The organism is Candidatus Lokiarchaeota archaeon (assembly GCA_014730275.1).
Lineage (GTDB): Archaea > Asgardarchaeota > Thorarchaeia > Thorarchaeales > Thorarchaeaceae > WJIL01.
In genome coordinates this window covers 1-19,510 of record WJIL01000068.1, presented here as the reverse complement: position 1 = coordinate 19,510, position 19,510 = coordinate 1, and the positions used below count along the sequence as shown (strand labels likewise).

Genomic DNA, 19,510 nt, shown 5'->3' with positions numbered 1-19,510 from the left:
CACATCCTCCCTTGAATTATGTAGGTACTAGCTAAACGGAATAGTTGGTTACGATGGCTATGGACGTGAGAACCCCATTCCTCCTCACATTGCTGACACTTGCTATACTCCCCTTCTCAATGCCAATCGTTCAGACACATGTTTCTTCCCAGAATGGTGATGCCGTTCTTGAAGCTAGGGATACGAGAATTGAGGTAACCCTTGGCCAAGAATACAGCATGATTGAGTTCACATCAGAGGTAACCAACACTGGACATCAGAGCTTGAATCAGCTTGAATTCCGTTTTGACATTAGGGAACTTCAGCTTCATTCAGCTATGGTGGGAAACAGTAATGTATCTGGTACACTTCATCCTGAAGAGCGCTTTACACTCCTTCGACTGTCTGTGCAGAACCCGATTGAACCTAATGTCACAAGAAGCATAGAACTGGAGCTTTCAACTGAGACATTGACTGAGCGATTGGGACTACGGGATAATGGTACGACAGAACAGTATCAGATGATTTACTATCTTAGACCAAGAAATGAACACCACAACTTAACCTTCTGTGTAAACTTACAACCTTATGCTGTACTCAACAGCGAGAATTCTGATCCGCTCTTCCCAGAACCAAACTACAATTATACTGATGGCAAATCAATGGGGTTCATATGGAACGTAGATCATATTTCGCCTGGTCAAGCTAAGTCTTTCATTGTCAAGTATGACCTCCCTGTAACAACAATTCAACCGCCCACGAATTCGTCCTATGGCATTCTGTTTCTAGTATTGGCTGGATTTAGCGGAGCAGCTCTTGTGCTCATTATACAGAAAATTCCTGACGTAATTCGCAGCCTGCAACCACAAGTCTACACATTCGACGGCTCGTCCAAAAACGAAAAAAGGATTCTTCGGTTGATTGCACGAAAAGGTGGAATTTGTCCGCAAAAAGTGATATACGAAGAACTCGATTTCTCACAATCTATGGTCAGTATGCTTCTGAATGGACTTGAGGAGCGAGGCATAGTGCGGAGATTCAAAGATGGCCGCGAGAATGTGGTTCATCTTATTGAGTCAGAGTAGATTCGATTACCTGGTTTTTGAGTACTAATAGTCCTCAATCTAACTCGTCGATAAGAAGATAAGACTGTACAGAACCTCCTTTGATATAGGTGTCATTGAATGAGGAAGTTTCACATTTCTGATGTCTTCGATGTACCGGACCTTGAATTAGTTTCATTGTCTCATAATAGCGAATTCTTGTTAGTTTCAAGCAACAAAGACAACGTTCCACATGTATACCAGATTCAGCTATCAAATCTGGATGAATGGGTTGATCTTACTCCGGGAGAAGACAGAGTTGCCACTGGGAGTCTTTCAGGAGATGATTCGCGATTCTTGTTCCCTCGAGAGACTGCGGGAAACGAGAAGCATGACCTATATGTTACTTACCTTAAATCGTATGAAACCTCTCTATTAGTAGACTTAGACTCGATACGTGTTTTCAAGGCGGATTGGACACCTGACGACACCAGCCTACTCTTCGATGGCTCATCACCATCAGAAATGGCGCTTCGCCGCTTCGTTCTATCCGAAGAGGAAACCACTACTATCTACGAAACATCCCAGATGTCAGCAATGGGTTTCGTCAATCCTGATTGTTGCGATATGAGAGGGTTCCTCACCTTCCAGATTCTATGGGAAGTGGGAAAAGAACCCCTGAATGGTCAACAGATTGCAGAGAAAATAGCAGAGCGCCGTGGTACGAAACCAACACCAGGAACGATTTATCCCGCAATTAAGGACTTGAGGGAAGAGGGATTCATCGAGGGCGAAAGAAGCGGCCGACAAATAATCTACACCCTAACCGATTCAGGTAAAAGAGCACGAGACGAATCAGCACGATACTTCTACCAAGCTTTCGGGGATATTATTGAACAGTGTAAAATCATTGCCGCTAAGTCTGACAATTGCAATAGATGCTAGTACCTCTTCGATTACAGAATCTTCCTCGATTGTGAATGACCCCGCGAATATCATGTACAAATGCATATCCCATTTGTAATTCACGATGGTGGATTCTGAGAATTTCGACATGATAGAATCTGAACTAGTGGCACTATGACAGCAACTTGAAGAGATTACTAGCATGATGAAGGTCTTCTTCTTTTTCATTGCTTTCGAATTTCTGGTGCTTGTTGCTTCTATCCTATTTTGACAGGACCCGGTGTCATGTTTTACGGTGAATATGGATACTACTTGCCAGATTACGACTTAATCTGTTGAGAAGTAGTGGTGCGGCCGCCGGGAATCGAACCCGGGTCACAGGCTTGGAAGGCCTGAATCTTAACCACTTGACAACGGCCGCATCGTTAAATGGAAACCGGTTTCTGGTTCCTCATCAATGTAAACGGCAGAAAAATCATGCTTTAAGAGTATTGCTCAATCGAAACGAAAAACATCCTTGGATCTGATAAATGGGCTTCCTATAGTGGAAGAAAGTAGTTCTTGGGGCCATTGGTTGGCAATATCACACGACTCATATGTTCTAAACACAAATAACAGAATGCTCTTCGAGGATATCCTGATGAAAACCAAAAGAACTGCGATAGTTGTCTTGATTGTGGCTCTTCTAGTATCCTCTTCAGTACTGATTCTTCTCTATCTGAGTTCCGAACCACAACCGGAGCCGGAGAACGAAGCGCCAGCTATCAGCATTATCAATCCACAGCCCGGATCCACAGTAGCTGACATTGTACAGCTTAACATCTCCGTTGTTGACGAAGAGAATCTCACCGCGACCATCTTCATAGATGGGAAGAATGTTACCAAATCGAATCTGTACGCGTGGAACACGACGGAATATCCGGACGGAACACATACCATTCGTGTCGGTGTGTCCGATAGCTCGGGAAAATATGCGGCGAGGAGTATCGAGGTATCAGTTGATAATGTCGACGAGGTGCGGCCTCCATTCGATGGTTTGTTCAAAATCATGGAGTACAATATCAAGGAGAGCGGGAAAAACAACGATTGGAAGACTGTGGTTAAACAGGAGAACCCAGATATTCTTATCGTAGTTGAGACTGGCTTTTGGGACGACAATGCTAATGAGAGTCTGAACGCTGCAGTGAGCGAACTGAATGCGTATTTCGAAGATGAACTCCCGTATGAGGCCTACTGCGCGCAGAACACCCGATATTCCACAACTGGGGAGGCAATACTGAGTCGATTCCCCGTGCTGGAGTTCAATCAGATTCCCGTGGTACCACTTGATAACGGCGATGATTACTATGTCACTCATGACTTCATCGAGGCAGTTGTCGATATCAATGGGACAGCAGTTCATGTTTTTGGAGGGCATCTGAAAGCAAGTGAGGGAGAAACCAACATCTACCGGCGAGAGGTTGAGATGGAGGGCATTATCAACTACATGGACGCTCTTGGGAATGTACCAATCCTCTACCTCAGCGATCAGAATTCATTTTCACCAGCAGATACTGGCGATTTGGCACCAGAGGGAATGGAGCTTGGGTATGGGCCGATGACCATGATGCTCTATCCGAATGACACTGTATATGGCAATCGGTCTTCAAACGTGCACAACTTCACTGATGTTTATAGGACTCTGAATCCAACAAAACCCGGGCACACCTATGGTCATCGTGATGGAGCAGTATCTTTCAGAATTGACTACATAGTTGGCAATGATTTCTTTGTCGACAGCTTTGTCAATTCCACAGTTGTTGACGATGAGCCTGCTTATACGGCATCTGATCACTATGCTGTTACTGCATTCATCAACTGGAATGCAACTGGTATGGGCTATCTATCTGCTTCCAAGGCATCATCATGCTCAGATACAACATCGCAAGGTATTGTGGTGCTAGACACCGGTATGAGATTTCCCCCTTTGCCGATATACGCAGTTATGCAGGTATTGAGGAAGCCGATTATGGCATTACCAAGGAATTCGTGTATGAAGTAAAACTTTCGACTGAGATGTTCCCGGGGTCTACATGCATCTGTATTGTTGACATTGGGTGCTACAGCATCACAAGCCTTTTGTTTACAGGTTTTAGAGCACGTTTTCAGAAGATTTCAGTTACGGCTATTCAACGCTACTACAATTGGTCGCCTTACTCTATATGAGGAATTTCCATGGAATCACTTGAGCACAATGGCATAATCGTTCTCGAACCCCCAGAACCCCGCGGCATAGAAATTGAGGTGAAAGGGAAGAAGGTCGAGCTGAATGCACAACAAGAACAAATGGCAATCGCATGGGCAAAAAAACAAGGGACCGATTATGTTGAGGATCCTGTTTTTGTCGAAAATTTCATGAACGACTTTAGCAAAGCACTTGGACACAATCCGCCTTTGGAGCTCGATGATGTGGACTTTTCTCCTGTAATCGAACTCGTGAAAGAAGAAAAAGCTAGGAAAGAGTCCATGACAAAAGAAGAGAAGAAAGAAGCTCGGGAGAAACGGAAGGCTCGACGGGAAGAATTGAAAGAGCAGTACGGATATGCTATTGTAAACGGTCAGAAAATGGAACTGGCAAATTACATGACCGAACCTTCTGGTATCTTCATGGGGCGAGGAAAACATCCTTTGCGGGGGAGATGGAAGGAAGGCGCTTCCTGTGAAGACATCACCCTGAATCTGAGCCCAGATGCAGAAGTACCCGAAGGCGACTGGAAAACTGTAGTCTGGAAACCAGATTGCATCTGGATAGCGAAATGGAAGGATAAACTAACGGGGAAATGGAAGTACATCTGGTTACATGATAGCACTCCCATAAAGCAAAAGCGGGAAGAAGAGAAATTCAACACTGCTCTGAAGATAGGAGAGAAGCTTGAGAAGTTTCGTTCTCACATCAACAAAGGCCTACAGTCGGACAGTGCAAAGACTCGAATGATTGCTGCAGCATGCTATTTGATTGACCGTCTTTGCTTACGAGTTGGAGACGAAAAGGATCCTGACGAAGCCGATACCGTAGGCGCTACAACTCTTCGAGCTGAACATGTCACATTCCGCGAAGATTCTATCGTATTCGACTTCAGAGGGAAGGACTATGTCAAATGGCATAAAGAGATTGAAGCCCCCAAAGATGTCTACAAGGTATTCAAGGAACTCCATGATAATGCCGTCAAACGAATCAAGGACTATGAAGCGGGAGAGCGAAAAGGCGATCCGAAGAAACTCGCTCAGCTATTTCCTGCTATAAGCAGCAGTCATGTCAATCGGTTCTTGAGTGAGGTTGCACCCAACATCTCTGCAAAGGATTTCAGGACCTACCATGCTTCTAAGACCGTCAAAGAAGAGCTTGCAGAAAGCGATGTTGAGAAGGAAGATCCTGATTTTATCAAAAAAGAAGCAGTTACGAAGGCGAACCTAGAAGTCGCTAGAATCATGAACCATACAAAACAGGAGCCCAAAGGATGGGACAAGCGGGATGAACGCTTCCAGGAACGTCTTGAGAAGGCAGATGAGCGTATAGAGAAAGCAAAAGAAGCTGTCAAAGACAAAAGGAAACGGTTGAAAGACCGCAAGGCAACAGAGAAGGAGCGACTCGAAAAGAAGAAGCAGCTCATCAAGGACCAAGAGGATGTTGTAGAGCGGCGGTGGGAAAAGGTCAAAGAATATCGGAAGAAGCGAGATGAGGCCAAAGAACGTTGGGATACCGCTAGAGCACGGAAACGCGAAATCCGAGAGAGTCGTCGAAAAACCAAACGAACCAAAAAAGAACGATTGGTTGAGGCTCAGGAGAAAATCGACCGGGCCAAAGAACAGCTTGAGAAGGCAAAGAAGCGGTTAGCCGATGCAAGGGAAAGATATGAGAAAAGCAAAGCAATCCTAGAGAAGAAAAAGGATTCCCGAAAAGAGGCCGAAGAAAAGGCAGAGGAACGCATCGAGCGAAGGAAAGGGATTCTCAATCGTGCTAAGAAACGCCTTCAAAAGGCTAAAAGAGCAAAGACCAAACTCGAAATTGACTATGAACTTGCCAAAGAATCACGCGTATGGAACCTGAATACATCTCTCAAATCATACATTCATCCCAAAATTGTGTACGACTGGTGTGAATCTGTTGATTATGACTGGCGAGACGTTTATACCAAAGTCCTGCAAAGAAAATTCGACTGGGTGGAAGAGACGGGCTGTTCAGACGCTGCAGAGGACTGAGGTACGTCGTCGAAGATGGCAACATGGCCCCGCCTACAACTTGAGCTTCATTTGACCAAAAATCCTAGAATCACCGTTTATGAGATACTTTCGGATTCTTCTCTCTATTTCATCCCGTATTTCTCTGAACTTGATAAGCATCTCTTCATAGGTTCCTTCAAAAGCTGCTGGGTCCTCAAGCGACCAGTGCTCCATTGCTTTTGCTCCAGGAAAGGTTGGGCAGGTCTGTCTTGCTTCATCGCAGACTGTTATCACCAAATCTATCGATTTGTCTGTGAATCCATCAACTTTCTTGGGGTGGAGCCCATCAGTCTGGATCCCCTTTTCATCTAACACCTTGATGGCAAAAGGATTGACTTCAGACTGAATATCTGTCCCTGCACTCATAACTTCGTACTCATCACTGAGTGATTTGAGTAACGCTTCCCCCATCTGACTTCGCGCCGAGTTACCCGTGCATAAGAAAAGGACCCTTTTCAACATCCACACCTTCATCCTCCTCGTTCGTGACGTTCCCTCATTATATCACTGCATATGATTCATGCAGCGGCATATGACTGGTAGCTTGGTTTGTCACATGTAGATTGTACCTGCGTCAAGTAGAAATCACACACTTAGTGATGTCAATTCAAAGAAAAGAAAATGGTGCGCTCGCCGGGAGTTGAACCCGGGCCGGATCCGTGGCAGGGATCCATCATAGCCACTAGACAACGAGCGCATTATTCTTCTGATGGACCGTTCATCATCAGTCGTGGTCTTTCGACGGATTATAAGCCTTCCCCGAAACCACCTCGAGTGAAGGCTTCTTACTGATGAGTCCGAGAGAATTGCCCGTCGGATTAAAATAAAAAGCTTGGCAAACGGGTGGTTGGATCTCTTCTATGGATGATACTATCTCGTTTCGGTCATGTCGGTATGCATTAGCATAATAAGTAGTGTCCGTGCCTTTGAGTTTGAAGTACATATGTCGGCCCCGAATAGCGATTCTGCAAAACCAAAACACGGACGGATGGATTGGATAGATGCCACCCGCGGTATTGGTGTCATACTTGTTATCCTAGTTCACAGCATCATTCCAAACATCAATCCAATCACCTTGCACGTGAGCAGTTTCGTTATTCCACTATTCTTCATATTCTCTGGTGTGACACACAATGCCGACAAACACCGTAACAATATCAAGCGCTTTCTGAAAACACGAGCGAAACAGCTACTTGTCCCATACTTCTGCTTGTATGGCGTTGTACTTCTTTTATTCGTACCATTTTCTTCAGTTTTCGAATTCCCCCTCACGCCTTCCCAATTGGCATTCTGGTTTTTCTATGGTAGCGGCCCCCCGAAATTAACTCTGCACCTGTGGTTCTTGCCTGTGCTCTACTTCGGAATGGCTCTGTTTGTTGGTCTGGATTATGTAACGAAAAACTTGCCACGATTATTCAGATGGATGCTTGTGGGGGCATTATCGTATGGAGCAATCTTTCTGAAAGATTCCTTCGAGCCAATGCTTGTTCCATGGCATCTCAATGCGATTCTTCTTTCTGCGGCATTCATTATCATCGGTAATGAGGCGAGACACTATCGTGAGCTTGATGCCTGGTCGTTTGAATCAACCGCCTTTGACGCGCTTGCCCTTGCAGCTGGGACTTCACTGCTTATTGTCCTCTCGCGGATGAATGGATTTGTAGATTTGGCGGTGGATAACTATGGAAGCAGTATATGGTTGTACTTGGCAACAGGCACACTGGGAACAGTCATGGTAACACTTGCAACCAACATGGCCTTAGAAGCGTCTGAGACTATCCGCCGCCTTCTCTTACGGGTCGGAAAACACTCTCAGGAGGTATATGAAGCGCATCCACTGGTTTTCTATCTCGTAGCCCCTGTTATCATGTTTGTAGGAATGTTGCTCGGATGGCTCATCCCTGTTGAACCACTAGGCTGGTTCATTCGGTTCATTTCTGCAACTGCTATCTCAATTACCTTTACAACTCGCTTCATTCGAGCAAACAGCACACTCAGATTCATTTTTACAGGGCGAAGGTAACCTTCCTCTTGTGATATTCCTAGGGTCTCGTCTGCTGTAGTCATAGTTAATAGTGGAGTGGATTCTGAAGCCTCGGTGGTGTGTTTGTCCTCTGAGGTACACTCGTACGATTCGATTAAGAGACGGATCATGGAAGATATTTACGAGAATCGGATGCTTCTCACCTCCGTACGGGATAACCCGGATGGCTGGGAGCTCGTCTCTGGAATGTGGAGCCCATTCTACATTCAACTCCGTATACTCAGTTCCTATCCCAATACTCTACACCTGGTTGGGAAAGCCATGAAATCCATGATTGAACAGGAGATACCTGAGATTGACAGAGTCGTAGGTATTGCATTTGCCGGGATACCTATTGCAACTGCTGTCTCCATGGTTTCGGATATTCCTGCCTGCCATACGAGAAAGGTCCTAGGCGTCCGAAATCAGGATGATTTGGAGGAGTATCTGTCGGAGTATGGTCAACACTCTCTCGTGGAAGGAGTGATAGAATCTGGTGATTCTTTGTGCATTGTTGACGACCTTGTTACTGGTATGGAAAGCAAGCTACTTGCCCGAGCACAGATTCAAGCAGAAATCGAACGGAGAGAATTGGAGAATGTTCATTGTGAGCACGTAGCTGTTATTGTTGATAGACAGCAAGGTGCTGAGGAAAAAGCTGCTAGCGAGGGCATTCACCTCCATTCACTCATCCGATTGATAGACGAGGGACTTCCAATGATAGAACAATTGATGAAGAAGGATGAATATCACACGATAATGGAGTATTTGCAGGAGAAATGAGGGAATCACCACTACTGCACAAAAACCGAAAGTCCTTTCTTATGTTGTGACATTATGTTGCTATTCATATGAACTCCCAGAAAACCATCGATCACATGCTGCGCGTGGCATTAGCAACCGCCCTCAATCACTTTGATTACTATCAACGAGCTGCTGATGAGGTTAGGACCACAGAAGTCAAGGCCCTGCTTCTTGTGTTAGCTGAAGCAGAAGAAGACCTCATCGACCGCATCGAGGATATGCTTGCAACAGGTATCGTGGAGGAGATAGAATCCCTTGAATCCACCGACGATATTGCTGAACCTAATCCCACACCTTTTGATCCACAGCGAGCTGAAACCGATCCCCGTCTCTACGTCTGTAACCGCGCGTTAGAGCAAGAAGTGAAGGGATATAATTTCTTCCTCTCACTAGCTGTCCGAAGCAAGTCAGACATTGTTTCCCGACTATTCGAATATTTTGCCACTAGAAAAGCTGCTCAAATCGAGAGTATCAGGCGCGTATGCTCCACCTTCTGAAAGATACTTTTCATACCACTCTTACTGCCCGCAGTTGTTTTCTGTATTAGAACACGTGTTCTAACTGTCATGCAATATATATTATAAAAACCGAATCAAATAATAGAATAGATATGTTTATATGTAGTGAAGTATATACTGTATATGGTGAGGCATTGTAGCCTCCAGAGACATAACCCGTCCCGTAACCCTCCATGGGAAATGGAGGGGTGAGGGGCATATCGGAATTGGTGAAGAAGATGAATACGAAGGAACCTAGGTTCATAGCTCCAGTACTGTTGGAACGATATGAGGATTTCAAAGAATTCGCAAGCAAAGCTGCTGTTATTACATATAGCACAGAATACTTCGACAGCCCGTTTCTCGATGATTCCAAGCGGTTGCGGCGTCTTATCCTTCATGCAGTCGGTGTTGAGATGGATGGTTTTCCAATGTCTTTCAAGTATGTGTTCGAATATGGGGATTTGATGTCAGGATCGACTGGCTGGGATGAACAGACTAGCGAAGCGGATAGGCGCATGCGGTCAATGCTTGAACATCTCCAAGCTGAATACAATCTCATCAAAGGCACTGTCGAAACTCCACAACACAGCTGGAAACGACTTGCTGTGGCCAAATCATAATCATATTCGGTCTTCTCATACACCTCTACTGCCGAAGTGCCCCACCATTAATATTATCAGTTCCGAATAGAACAACGAACCGAAATGACTTCGGATGAAACGAAGCCCGTTGAAGAGCTAGTCCCTCAGATCATGAAGCAATACTCCCAAAAGCCACGCGGCTGGAGAGTACTGAGTACTCCACGAGGAGACATGCTAATTCGCGGGCCGTCAACTGCTTTTCAGCTCAAACTTATCTCTTTGGGGCCAAACAAGTTCACCGGAGCAGGTCTGGAAATTCCCAATCCCGACAGGAATCTTCCGCCTGCCGAATCTATTCCGGAGTTCGGTCTACGCCCAATCACGGAAACCGATATGAGCGACATTCTCGAGTCTCTGCGTGACCCAGAAAGATCTAGGACAAGTCTTGAGTCGATATTGAAGCGATCTCCAATCGCTCCTCCTGACTTGGAAAAGACGAAAGCAGAACACCTTCTAAGTGGGCCGGTTCTCAGGAGGCCAAACTTCGAATCCATGGATAACAGTATCTCAAAGGTTCAGAGCCGGCTGGAGAAACAGGCTCGGAAGACCTTCGAGAAACGATATCCGAGGCGCGCTGGCATGTATTTCTGATTATTGGATGTAGTTTCATGACTGGTCTCCACTTTCATAAGTAGATTCAGAAAAACGCTGCATTCCATACTTCTGCATATAGTGCAACTCGCATTCTGTACCGGTCAGTGCTGTTTCGAAAAAGAATGGTGGGCCGCGCCGGATTCGAACCAGCGATCTCCGCACTGTCAATGCGGAATCATAGCCACTAGACCAGCGGCCCACATCGTACTCCTGGTTCTTACTGTACTGACTGGCCCTGTAGTCGATTAAAAACATTGCGACATCGCTAGTATTGACCCCCTGATAGGATTAAATATGATGCCTGGCAACAGGGACAAGGAGAGAAGGAGCATGGACGAGAGACAGAAGAAAGGGATGATCGTGGTCGTGATTCTGGCAGCAGCCGTGGGTGTGGGCACCTTCATGCTGTTTGTCCCTCGAATGCATGAACACTACGAGAAAGAGGTAAGTACTCAAGATGATTTTACTATCTTCGCTCAAGCAGACGACATGACCATCAATATCAGTTTCGTCAACGACAGCTCGCTGCTGTATTCCATCGATGTAGAGAAATATCCGGACACCACCGGCTACAGCTTCGAAGAGAAGTACGATGGTGCCCGGGTAGAAATCGTAGGGGACCGGCTTAAGCGGGTCGATGTAGTCCTTGGTATAGCTATACGATGTAGATTTGTTATCTTTGGTAAGAACGTGACCGCCCACGTGACCTACGACAATGGGGCCATCATCGACGGGCAGGAGTGTGTCTTCAACCGCGAGGGTTCGGTTTACTACGGCACCATGCACTTCACCTTCACCGAGAACGTGACGGTCAGGGGCGACATGGATGTAAGAATAGGTCCGCGGGGTAGTGTCACTATTGACCCAGCTGCACACACCTATCTGAATGTAAATCTACCTTCAGAAATGGACGGATTCCTCTTTCATACGGGGGATGTAACAATTGAAGAAAATGTTGGCTGGATATGGCGGAGTGAGAGTGCGTATGCAACAGAAGATGAAAGCCAACATGATTTGGGAATAACTACTTTCTATCCTGCAACTGTCACTCTAATGAACTAGCTCAGAGAACACACAGGTCTATGGATGTGAGGAGTCCAGGGTGACTGACAATCAAGTCCCGACCCGGTCTCAGGATACAGAAGATTCTGTGCAATGCATATGACATGGACCAATAAGCCAACGTACCATGAATGACAGGGGCGGACACTCATATTCTTGATACACCCGTGATAATGAGGAATCATACCGTATCAACATTCAAAAGCGTGCATACCCTGCCTTCACTCGAATTGAACTGGGCTATGGTTAAGACGTTCTGACTCTCTGTCTTTCTATATCCAGCTAGACTCCGGCACTCCCGAAGCCGCCTTTTATCCAGTAACAGCTACGCTCTTGAACTAGGTACGTTAGCTTCTTCTGCTTTATGTCTAATGTCTGATGCCAACGGACCGAACATATGACTCGGATAACACCTAGAATTGCCAGGATTTGAGAAGGAATCTTAGAGAATCAGTGTCTCCCTCCTCATTATCCATTTAGTGCCCTATTAGTGACAAATTATTACGATGTTTACTGAATTAAAAAAAAAGATACTTATATAATGAGAATGCGTATAACAGTTCAAGCCTTATACGTAGTGTGTAAGGTGGGGGTAATAGTATTGAGACATAAATACACTATTCTCGTGTTAATTCTATTAGCAGTATTTGTAATACCTCTTCCTCGGTCTGACGCAGCTCAGACTACTGAAGAGCGGTTAGGAATCCCTCAGGACGCGAAGCGATACTATGATTCTAAAGGGAGACTGAGTGGAGCTGTCCGAAACAATCCGCATATACCGGAACTTATCCCATTAGATGAATCGTATGATTCGGAACATGACCTTCCTGAAGTAGATATTGTGCGTTTCGAGAACGGTATCAAGCTTGATTATTATAGAGATGGGAAACTTATACGTAGCCAACCCATTACTCAAAGACAATTACAGAAACAGATGGGTTGTAAACGAGCAGGTATTTTCTTAAAATCTCTTGAGGATCCAAATATTACTCTTTCTCGAGATCCTATTAATAATCTTAAACCTCGGCCAGACCGGCTTGGTGCTTCTTGGGTTAAAAAGGAAGAACGGGAATTTGATCGTTGGGTTAAGATTGGGGAAATATGTTCAGAGACCTATCTTGATGTTAAACTAGAGCTGGAGTTTTCAGCAGGAACCGAAAGAGCCTTGAGCGTTGAATTGGGACCGATTCAGAAATATGATTGTGGTGGCTTCTCTACAAGCTCAATAAGTCCCTATTGGGCTTCCAACGGAGGTTCGTGGACCATTTATTACAAATTCCTGTATAAATATGAATACTGGGAACTTCAGCATAATTGGTGGCCTTGGATTGTATACTCAACTCATGAAGAATGGTACCCAGATGCTATTTATGATTTATCAGGGGATTACAGAGCTCCCTATCCAGACATTGGGAGGTCCAAGAGTAGTCATGATAATTGGCTGACGCTTCACGCATATGCATGGAAGCAGAAGAAGTATCAGGACTTCGACGAGACTGGTTTTGGTTTCGATGTGGGTGTGACGTTAACAGGACAATGGCATGGTTGGGGCGGGGAAATTGAACTTGCAAGTTTTTCGGACTTGGAAGGTCATTATGAGCAGACCACAGCCGTATATACCTTCTATTCAAATGACGATGCATATCATGAATGGGCAGTTTATAATTGGGGCTGGAGTTCTGGAACCCAACATGGTTGGGGTTTAACCTTCGACCTGAGAAGCTGAAACTAGCGTCATCTATCAATAAATGAATATACCCGATTGCAGGTAATGAAAATGACTATAACAACAAGTCAATTTACCAAACCGATGAAATATCCCCTATTTATTCTGGGAAGGGTACTCTTTCTGTCACTTATCTTGCTCTCGGGTATATTTATACCGTTTACTCAAAAAACGCAGTGCGCCACCATACCTGCGCACAACGAAGCTGATGATTGGGACAATCCAGATTTTCCCCTGTCATCCCATAGAAACGTGACGTTTGAGGTAATTGTCACCGATGGTCCAACTGGATCCAGCATAGCTGCCAGTGCCATGATTTACGCTGAATCTGAAGACACTTCATCAGGTCCAATGATTGGCTTTGGAATAAGCCTCCTACGTGCCGAAATCGTCAACGCTCCTGTGGCACAACAGATCGAAGGTTTGGGTTTCGGTATGCTCAGGGACTATGCAATTGCCTACAGGGACTCAATCCCAGTGTTCAATGAGTGGCAGAATGGAACGCCGGGCTGGAAGAGTTGGCGCCCATATGCTGCATGGACTGAAACGAGGGGAGAAGGCTGGGGCTCATTGGTTCCTCCTGAAGACTGGGATAACTTGAGTCTGATAGGAGATGTTGTTGAGATTGAAAACCTGACCGTCTATCTTGCAAACGGACAATCCATACGGTGCGGCCCCGACATCATCAGGATAGCGGCCAATTTCACCCGGACACCTGATGGTTGGGATAGCACCTACTACGTGGAAATCGAAGGTGGACAAGCTGAAGTAGATGGTACGCAAATACATCTCGATCTGGGTGGTGCAATCCCACCAAGTCCGTTGCGCGCTCTTCCCTACGTGGGAATCGCAGCAGGAGTTGTAGCAGCTTTGGTCATACTGTGGCATAGAGGAAAGCAACAGTGAGTATTTCATCGTTCATATAGACGAACGGGTATGACTGATTGCATTATGCGCACTTAGAGCTGCCAGGATTTGAGATGGAGCCTCAGAGAAGGGGTACCTCCGTCCTCAGCATTCACAGCTTGTTTTGTGGTTACAACCGAACATTGTACCTGAAGGTGACTATTGGTATGCCAGATACTTCTTCTGAGTAAAATACCCAGACGAGTCCATAGTTTTGATGCCGCCCGATTCCTAACCAAACTCACGTTCTGCCTCTCTCTTCCTAGCTAGAGTCCTGTGCTGCCAAAGCCGTCCTCTCCCCGATCCGAGATAGAGAGCTCCTCTGCCGCTTCGAACCTGACTCTGGGCACTGACCTGATGGCGAGCTGGCATATCCGCATACCCTTTGTGATGGTAAACGGTTCCTTGCCGTGATTGATGACGATTACCTTAACCTCACCCCGGTAGCCACTATCTATCGTACCCGGACTGTTGACCACGCTCAACCCGTTTCTCAAAGCCAGTCCACTGCGTGGACGTACCTGTCCCTCGTATCCACGCGGAATCTCCATAACAAGCCCTGTTGGGATGGCTTGTCGTTCGCCAGGTTCCAGTGTTGTCTCGATAACCGAATGGAGGTCGAACGCCACGTCCCCAGGTTTTGCTGCTTGTGGGAGATTGGCGTCTTCAGAAATCAGTTTGATACGGACTGTAACGAGATCATCTGCATCCTTTTTCATCAATACAAACATCCTCACCTGTGCAGGGCGAAATCAACAGGCTTCAACATCCCGTCAAATCACATCGCTGTTAAAACTTGCTACAGAATCATGGCAACGATAAGAGTGCTCCTCTATTGTTTCTCTAGCCAGCAAGTCGAATCCCCTGTGTCATGCTTTGACAAGTACAGTAAACGACACTAACATAAGTAACAACACATGGGAATCTCCCTATGACCGAGGACAAGTGGACTGCTGACAGCAATCAAGCCGCCCTTGATGCTGATTCACGTCCGGGACGTCTCGGTCTGAGCCCAAACTTGTGGCGCTTAGCTGCTGTGATGGGCATATCCCAGCTCTCAATAGCTCTGTGGAAGTGGGAGTTTGGTATCTTCCTCGAGGGTTTCCTACAGCCGTGGCAGATTGGATTCGTGTTTTCCGTAGCGACATTTGCTGGGCTGATTGCGAGCGTCGTCTCTGGCTACATCGCTGACTTTGTCGGTAGACGATACACAATCATACTGGGTTTTGTGCCTGTCATTATCGGCCTTTTCACACTGTCCTATTTCCCACTTTGGCCCCTGATTGCCATGCAGTATGGTCTGGTCTGGTTCGGCATCAGTACGTCAAGGCTCATGTCGCGAGCTATACCGGCTGATGAGATTGCAGCTGACGAGGGTCTCAATCCTGCACGGCGACTCATGATGGTCATGATGCCGCTTTGGTTTGTGGATGCCCTCGGACCAATCATTGGTTCTTTCCTTCTCAATTCAGGTTATGGGTCGGGCGATATCCATTTCCTTGCTGCAATCGCTTCCATTGTTGCATGCATTTCCACCTTCTTTCTCATCAGAGAGTCACTGAGCTCTGAGGTCATCGAGAAGGCTCGTGCCGGGCCCAAGATTGCTGTACGAGACCTTGGACGCGGCTTCTGGCTTTTGACATCGGCAATGATTGGATTCCTTTTCGCCTGGAACACATCCATCCCCTTTCTTGGCAATCTCTCGATTGGCCCCTGGGCTGTTGATACTGTCACCTATGGTTTGACTTGGAGTCTGTTCTCTCTTACCAGTGCCATAATCATGTATCCAGCGAGCCTTGCTGCGGATAGAAATCTGAAGGGAGCACTCTTGGTGGGCGTGGTTGGGAATGCATTCATCCTTTTCTGGTTCAGCGTGGGAGGTGGAGCACTGATGCTGTATGTCATCAATTTCGCCTGGGCAATACCCTTTGTGCTCTGGATCGGTGCAGAGCGGAGCATTCTTGTCCTAGTTGTATCAGAAGAAACCAAGGGAAGGGCTTTGGGGACCTATGATCTGCTTATGGGCATAACGGGCATGGCCGCTCAGTTTTTTGGAGCAGTCGTCTGGGAACTCACTTCGAGTCTCCGAGTCGTATACTCGGTTGCAGGGGCCATTGCGCTTGTTACATCCCTCTTGCTCCTGGCAGTCCTACGGCGCATCAATCTGCCACAAAATGATTGATTGAAAAATTGATAATCGACCGTGATAGGTACAGATTCCGTTTGGTGGCGCTCAGGAATAGCTCTCATGCAGGGCTGCCAATCCGAGGTTGGATTACTCCTCGCTTTCACATTTTCGCCCGGGCCACACATACGGTAGGTCGTCCGGCACATCCCATCCGAATTGTAGGTAATACTCGGGTTCCTTCCGTAACAGGTTGCTTCTGTGAGATTTGTGGAACTCTTCATCGCCCAACCACGGCGGATACTCGACCTCGGACTCTTCAACATCATAGAAGCCGATGTTGTGCTCATACCCCCTCTTGATCCATTCCTTTGATATCGCGTTGAAGTAGTGCTTCAGGGCTTCAACGTATCCCTTCCACATCTGCACGGCAGGGTGATTGTACCAGCCACTCCGACCAGTCGTGAGCGCGTTGACGATTTGCATCGCCTCCACCCGCTGCTTCCCAAGGCGTTTCCTGTCGAGCGCTTTCGCTGTCTTCTCGAAATCCTCGTAGGGCAGAAACGTCTGAATGGCCTTTCACCTCTCGCCGGGTTCATCTCGTTCAAAATAAGGAAGATGGTGCCGAGGGCCCGATTTGAACGAGCGAAAAACACGGTCTTCAGCCGTGCGATTTCCCAGGCTAATCTACTATGAAAATGGTGCCGCGGGTCGGACTTGAACCGACGACAACACGGTCTTCAGCCGTGCGATCTCCCAACTGATCTACCGCGGCAGAATCGCATTCTCTTGAGGTAATGCCGCAGTTAAAAAAATTGCGGAGTAGTGTACTAGGCAGGACTTTTCACTCGTCTAAGAATTATCGAATACTGGAACCATGGCTCTGCTATCTTTCGATTTATCGAATTTGATGTAATAATATCAAACATAACCGCAATGTCAGCTGAATGAAGACCATATGATTGGATATCGTGACATACTCACTGCACTGTGTGCTGATGTAGGTCTCCTTGTGGTGGATTCACTTGGCAAGCTGTTCAAGATGGAATTCTTAGGGGTGGTATGGTCTTCAAGCCAATCTAGCTGGAATCGACTGAAATTTTCATAAAACTATTAAAGATATAATTACACATAAACTTGAGGTCGTGTACGTGAAAACCAAACAGAAATTCTCAATATTTCTGTGCTTTCTTATATTAGGAGGATTAGTCCTTGCAGCGACTCCTGATGTAAGAACTACTACATACGAGGGTCAACTTGACGGAGACACCTTGCAAAGTCTCCTTTCTAATGGCATTACCGTTGAATCAGAGGGACTATATGCAGCGGAAATTGCCTATGACATTGCAGAAATCAACTCTCTCTGGAATCTTCGCTCGGTTAAGCTTAAACCTGACGTACGAACAGGCGAGCTTGTTTGGTCGTTCATATGGGATAAAGGTGATTACGTACGGAAAGTTAGAGTAGATGCATCTACGTTAAAGCTCGTCTACTATCTGGATACTTCTCCAATTGTATCTCACCAAGATATGTTAAACTGGGATATTTCAAGGGCTGATGCCATTACTTATGCCTATGACTGGTTAAACAATATATTTGATGATCATCCTGCGACCAGCGTTCGGTTAGTAGAGCAACGCTTCGATAGCTGGCTTGTTGAATTTGGCAGATCGATCCAGGGTTACAATGTGCATGATAACTATATTCGTATCAAGGTTCATCCCAATACAGGAAGAGTCTTCTCTTTCTCAAGGCGGTGGACAGATGAATTTGCACAACCTGTCGTTGAGGTTTCTCAACGTGAGGCTATCGAGAATCTGCACGAGATCGGATATACATCCTGTAGTCTTGAATCCGAACGATCAATCGGCCTTCAATGGGTTTCCTCCGATAATTGTTCCAAGCCGGCTACTTTGGCTTGGATAATTGTCAACGATTTTGGTGAGTTCTGGATTTCAGCGGTTGATGGTTCCTTCATAAGAACTGGACCATTCTTGGTTGAGTACGAAGGACAGAGCACTAATACTGATGTCGTGAATGAAGACCCTGGAGATCAGATGTATGATATCATGGATTATGTTTTTCAAATCATGGATGATGAACTAGTAAGTGCAAACAAGCTGAATCTACCCTCCAAGAGCGAATGGCTTTCTGCTTCCTCAAGTTACGTGTTCTTCTCGACCGGGCATGGAAGTGTCGATGGAACAAAGAACCGGATCGAAATATCAGGACACGATGACTATCAAAGGTACGTGTACGCAAGTGATATTACCAATGCGCCATCTAGGTATCTGGTATATTTGCTCCACTGCTATTCGGGATTGGTATCTCCTGGCCATGAAGAAGACTGCGTGTCATATCAGTTCCTGTGGAATTCCAAAAGGACCACATTAGACGGTCGAACCTACTACCAAAATGCAGTGATCGGTTTCGATAGCGCGGTAGATACAATTGATGGTACTGACTTCACTGAAGTGTTCTGGGATGCGCTTGCAGATGGCGATACTGTCGATCAAGCTTTCAATGATGCTGACTCCTCATATCCTGAGATAGGGGATGATTGTGTGATATTGGGTGACACTGGAGTTACCCTATGAGAAAGACCATCAAGATATCCGGAGAGGAAGAACATTTTATTCTCATGTGAAGAGGTGAATGATGGAAATGTGTAGTGAACGCTCTTCAGAAACAGCAAATGAAACACTCGCTGCAGTTATTCTTCTACTTCTGGTGACATTTCCCCTTTTTCCCTATTACGACAGAATCATGCATCATTCCTCTCAGGATACTTCACCATCACTATTCTACGGTAGCGTGAACGATGAGAATGCTTTCATCAAGCAGCGAACTATTCCCTCTCCCCTCAATGCATCGAGATTCGTTGGTGGCTCTTATAGGGACGAGTGTACTGCCCTCCAACTTGATGACCGTGGTGGCCTTC

General features: G+C 46.1%; 18 protein-coding genes and 4 tRNA genes. 15 read left to right on the top strand and 7 right to left on the bottom strand.

Annotated features, from left to right (window positions below; translation table 11 throughout):
* Positions 1–53 precede the first annotated feature (53 nt).
* Both GF309_07130 and GF309_07125 read left to right on the top strand, forming a co-directional pair.
* Positions 54–1,064 carry a hypothetical protein gene (locus GF309_07130; protein ID MBD3158547.1) on the top strand — a complete coding sequence of 337 codons (1,011 nt, stop codon included), beginning with the start codon at positions 54–56 and terminating at the stop codon, positions 1,062–1,064.
* A gap of 99 nt (positions 1,065–1,163) precedes the next feature.
* Positions 1,164–1,967, top strand: coding sequence for a hypothetical protein (locus GF309_07125; GenBank protein ID MBD3158546.1), 804 nt, complete (start codon positions 1,164–1,166; stop codon positions 1,965–1,967).
* 307 nt (positions 1,968–2,274) lie between these two features.
* Here GF309_07125 and GF309_07120 read toward each other — a convergent pair.
* Positions 2,275–2,349 (bottom strand) — tRNA-Gly (locus GF309_07120).
* A gap of 219 nt (positions 2,350–2,568) precedes the next feature.
* Here GF309_07120 and GF309_07115 point away from each other — a divergent pair.
* Both GF309_07115 and GF309_07110 read left to right on the top strand, forming a co-directional pair.
* Positions 2,569–3,969, top strand: coding sequence for a hypothetical protein (locus GF309_07115; GenBank protein MBD3158545.1), 1,401 nt, complete (start codon positions 2,569–2,571; stop codon positions 3,967–3,969).
* Between the two features lie 173 nt (positions 3,970–4,142).
* Positions 4,143–6,167, top strand: a complete 2,025-nt coding sequence (locus tag GF309_07110) for a DNA topoisomerase I (GenBank protein MBD3158544.1) — start codon at positions 4,143–4,145, stop codon at positions 6,165–6,167.
* A 33-nt stretch (positions 6,168–6,200) separates the two neighbouring features.
* On the opposite strand, the gene GF309_07105 is transcribed toward GF309_07110, so the two are convergent.
* A complete protein-coding gene (locus GF309_07105; GenBank protein MBD3158543.1) occupies positions 6,201–6,650 on the bottom strand; it encodes an arsenate reductase ArsC in 450 nt (149 codons plus the stop codon).
* 160 nt (positions 6,651–6,810) lie between these two features.
* Positions 6,811–6,885: transfer RNA gene (locus tag GF309_07100), tRNA-Gly, on the bottom strand.
* Positions 6,886–7,074: 189 nt separating this feature from the next.
* Here GF309_07100 and GF309_07095 point away from each other — a divergent pair.
* The 5 genes from GF309_07095 (at position 7,075) to GF309_07075 (ending at position 10,747) form a co-directional block, all read left to right on the top strand.
* Complete coding sequence (locus tag GF309_07095) at positions 7,075–8,211, top strand: acyltransferase family protein (protein MBD3158542.1); 1,137 nt, start codon at positions 7,075–7,077, stop codon at positions 8,209–8,211.
* Positions 8,212–8,295: 84 nt separating this feature from the next.
* Complete coding sequence (locus GF309_07090) at positions 8,296–8,994, top strand: hypothetical protein (GenBank protein ID MBD3158541.1); 699 nt, start codon at positions 8,296–8,298, stop codon at positions 8,992–8,994.
* A 68-nt stretch (positions 8,995–9,062) separates the two neighbouring features.
* Complete coding sequence (locus tag GF309_07085; protein ID MBD3158540.1) at positions 9,063–9,512, top strand: hypothetical protein; 450 nt, start codon at positions 9,063–9,065, stop codon at positions 9,510–9,512.
* Positions 9,513–9,751: 239 nt separating this feature from the next.
* Positions 9,752–10,135 carry a hypothetical protein gene (locus GF309_07080; protein MBD3158539.1) on the top strand — a complete coding sequence of 128 codons (384 nt, stop codon included), beginning with the start codon at positions 9,752–9,754 and terminating at the stop codon, positions 10,133–10,135.
* Between the two features lie 84 nt (positions 10,136–10,219).
* Entirely contained in the window at positions 10,220–10,747 is a 528-nt protein-coding gene (locus GF309_07075) for a hypothetical protein (GenBank protein MBD3158538.1), read from the top strand.
* Between the two features lie 126 nt (positions 10,748–10,873).
* On the opposite strand, the gene GF309_07070 is transcribed toward GF309_07075, so the two are convergent.
* Positions 10,874–10,949, bottom strand: a tRNA-Val gene (locus tag GF309_07070).
* A gap of 131 nt (positions 10,950–11,080) precedes the next feature.
* Between GF309_07070 and GF309_07065 the strand changes: the two genes are divergently transcribed.
* From GF309_07065 to GF309_07055, 3 genes are all read left to right on the top strand, one after another.
* On the top strand, positions 11,081–11,812 hold the full coding sequence (locus tag GF309_07065) for a hypothetical protein (protein ID MBD3158537.1): 732 nt from the start codon (positions 11,081–11,083) through the stop codon (positions 11,810–11,812).
* Positions 11,813–12,413: 601 nt separating this feature from the next.
* Positions 12,414–13,538: a hypothetical protein gene (locus GF309_07060; GenBank protein ID MBD3158536.1), complete on the top strand. Its 1,125-nt coding sequence runs from the start codon at positions 12,414–12,416 to the stop codon at positions 13,536–13,538.
* Between the two features lie 51 nt (positions 13,539–13,589).
* Positions 13,590–14,444, top strand: a complete 855-nt coding sequence (locus GF309_07055) for a hypothetical protein (protein MBD3158535.1) — start codon at positions 13,590–13,592, stop codon at positions 14,442–14,444.
* Positions 14,445–14,710: 266 nt separating this feature from the next.
* On the opposite strand, the gene GF309_07050 is transcribed toward GF309_07055, so the two are convergent.
* A complete protein-coding gene (locus GF309_07050; GenBank protein MBD3158534.1) occupies positions 14,711–15,163 on the bottom strand; it encodes a dUTP diphosphatase in 453 nt (150 codons plus the stop codon).
* Between the two features lie 212 nt (positions 15,164–15,375).
* On the opposite strand from GF309_07050, the gene GF309_07045 reads away from it, so the two are divergent.
* Complete coding sequence (locus tag GF309_07045; protein MBD3158533.1) at positions 15,376–16,626, top strand: hypothetical protein; 1,251 nt, start codon at positions 15,376–15,378, stop codon at positions 16,624–16,626.
* 93 nt (positions 16,627–16,719) lie between these two features.
* Here GF309_07045 and GF309_07040 read toward each other — a convergent pair whose 3' ends face one another.
* Positions 16,720–17,142, bottom strand: coding sequence for a hypothetical protein (locus GF309_07040; protein ID MBD3158532.1), 423 nt, complete (start codon positions 17,140–17,142; stop codon positions 16,720–16,722).
* 126 nt (positions 17,143–17,268) lie between these two features.
* Positions 17,269–17,344 (bottom strand) — tRNA-Phe (locus tag GF309_07035).
* Between the two features lie 376 nt (positions 17,345–17,720).
* Here GF309_07035 and GF309_07030 point away from each other — a divergent pair.
* Entirely contained in the window at positions 17,721–19,166 is a 1,446-nt protein-coding gene (locus GF309_07030; GenBank protein ID MBD3158531.1) for a hypothetical protein, read from the top strand.
* A gap of 67 nt (positions 19,167–19,233) precedes the next feature.
* Positions 19,234–19,510, top strand: a 277-nt coding sequence (locus GF309_07025; GenBank protein ID MBD3158530.1) for a hypothetical protein, incomplete at its 3' end; no start/stop codon positions are given.

Bases quoted from the DNA above. Each gene is read 5' to 3' on its own strand.
- GF309_07050 (MBD3158534.1), bottom strand. From the start codon at position 15,163: ATGAAAAAGGATGCAGATGATCTCGTTACAGTCCGTATCAAACTGATT.
- GF309_07110 (MBD3158544.1), top strand. From the start codon at position 4,143: ATGGAATCACTTGAGCACAATGGCATAATCGTTCTCGAACCCCCAGAA.
- GF309_07065 (MBD3158537.1), top strand. From the start codon at position 11,081: ATGGACGAGAGACAGAAGAAAGGGATGATCGTGGTCGTGATTCTGGCA.
- GF309_07105 (MBD3158543.1), bottom strand. From the start codon at position 6,650: ATGTTGAAAAGGGTCCTTTTCTTATGCACGGGTAACTCGGCGCGAAGT.
- GF309_07115 (MBD3158545.1), top strand. From the start codon at position 2,569: ATGAAAACCAAAAGAACTGCGATAGTTGTCTTGATTGTGGCTCTTCTA.
- GF309_07055 (MBD3158535.1), top strand. From the start codon at position 13,590: ATGACTATAACAACAAGTCAATTTACCAAACCGATGAAATATCCCCTA.
- GF309_07045 (MBD3158533.1), top strand. From the start codon at position 15,376: ATGACCGAGGACAAGTGGACTGCTGACAGCAATCAAGCCGCCCTTGAT.
- GF309_07085 (MBD3158540.1), top strand. From the start codon at position 9,063: ATGAACTCCCAGAAAACCATCGATCACATGCTGCGCGTGGCATTAGCA.
- GF309_07080 (MBD3158539.1), top strand. From the start codon at position 9,752: ATGAATACGAAGGAACCTAGGTTCATAGCTCCAGTACTGTTGGAACGA.
- GF309_07095 (MBD3158542.1), top strand. From the start codon at position 7,075: ATGTCGGTATGCATTAGCATAATAAGTAGTGTCCGTGCCTTTGAGTTT.
- GF309_07075 (MBD3158538.1), top strand. From the start codon at position 10,220: ATGACTTCGGATGAAACGAAGCCCGTTGAAGAGCTAGTCCCTCAGATC.
- GF309_07130 (MBD3158547.1), top strand. From the start codon at position 54: ATGGCTATGGACGTGAGAACCCCATTCCTCCTCACATTGCTGACACTT.
- GF309_07125 (MBD3158546.1), top strand. From the start codon at position 1,164: ATGAGGAAGTTTCACATTTCTGATGTCTTCGATGTACCGGACCTTGAA.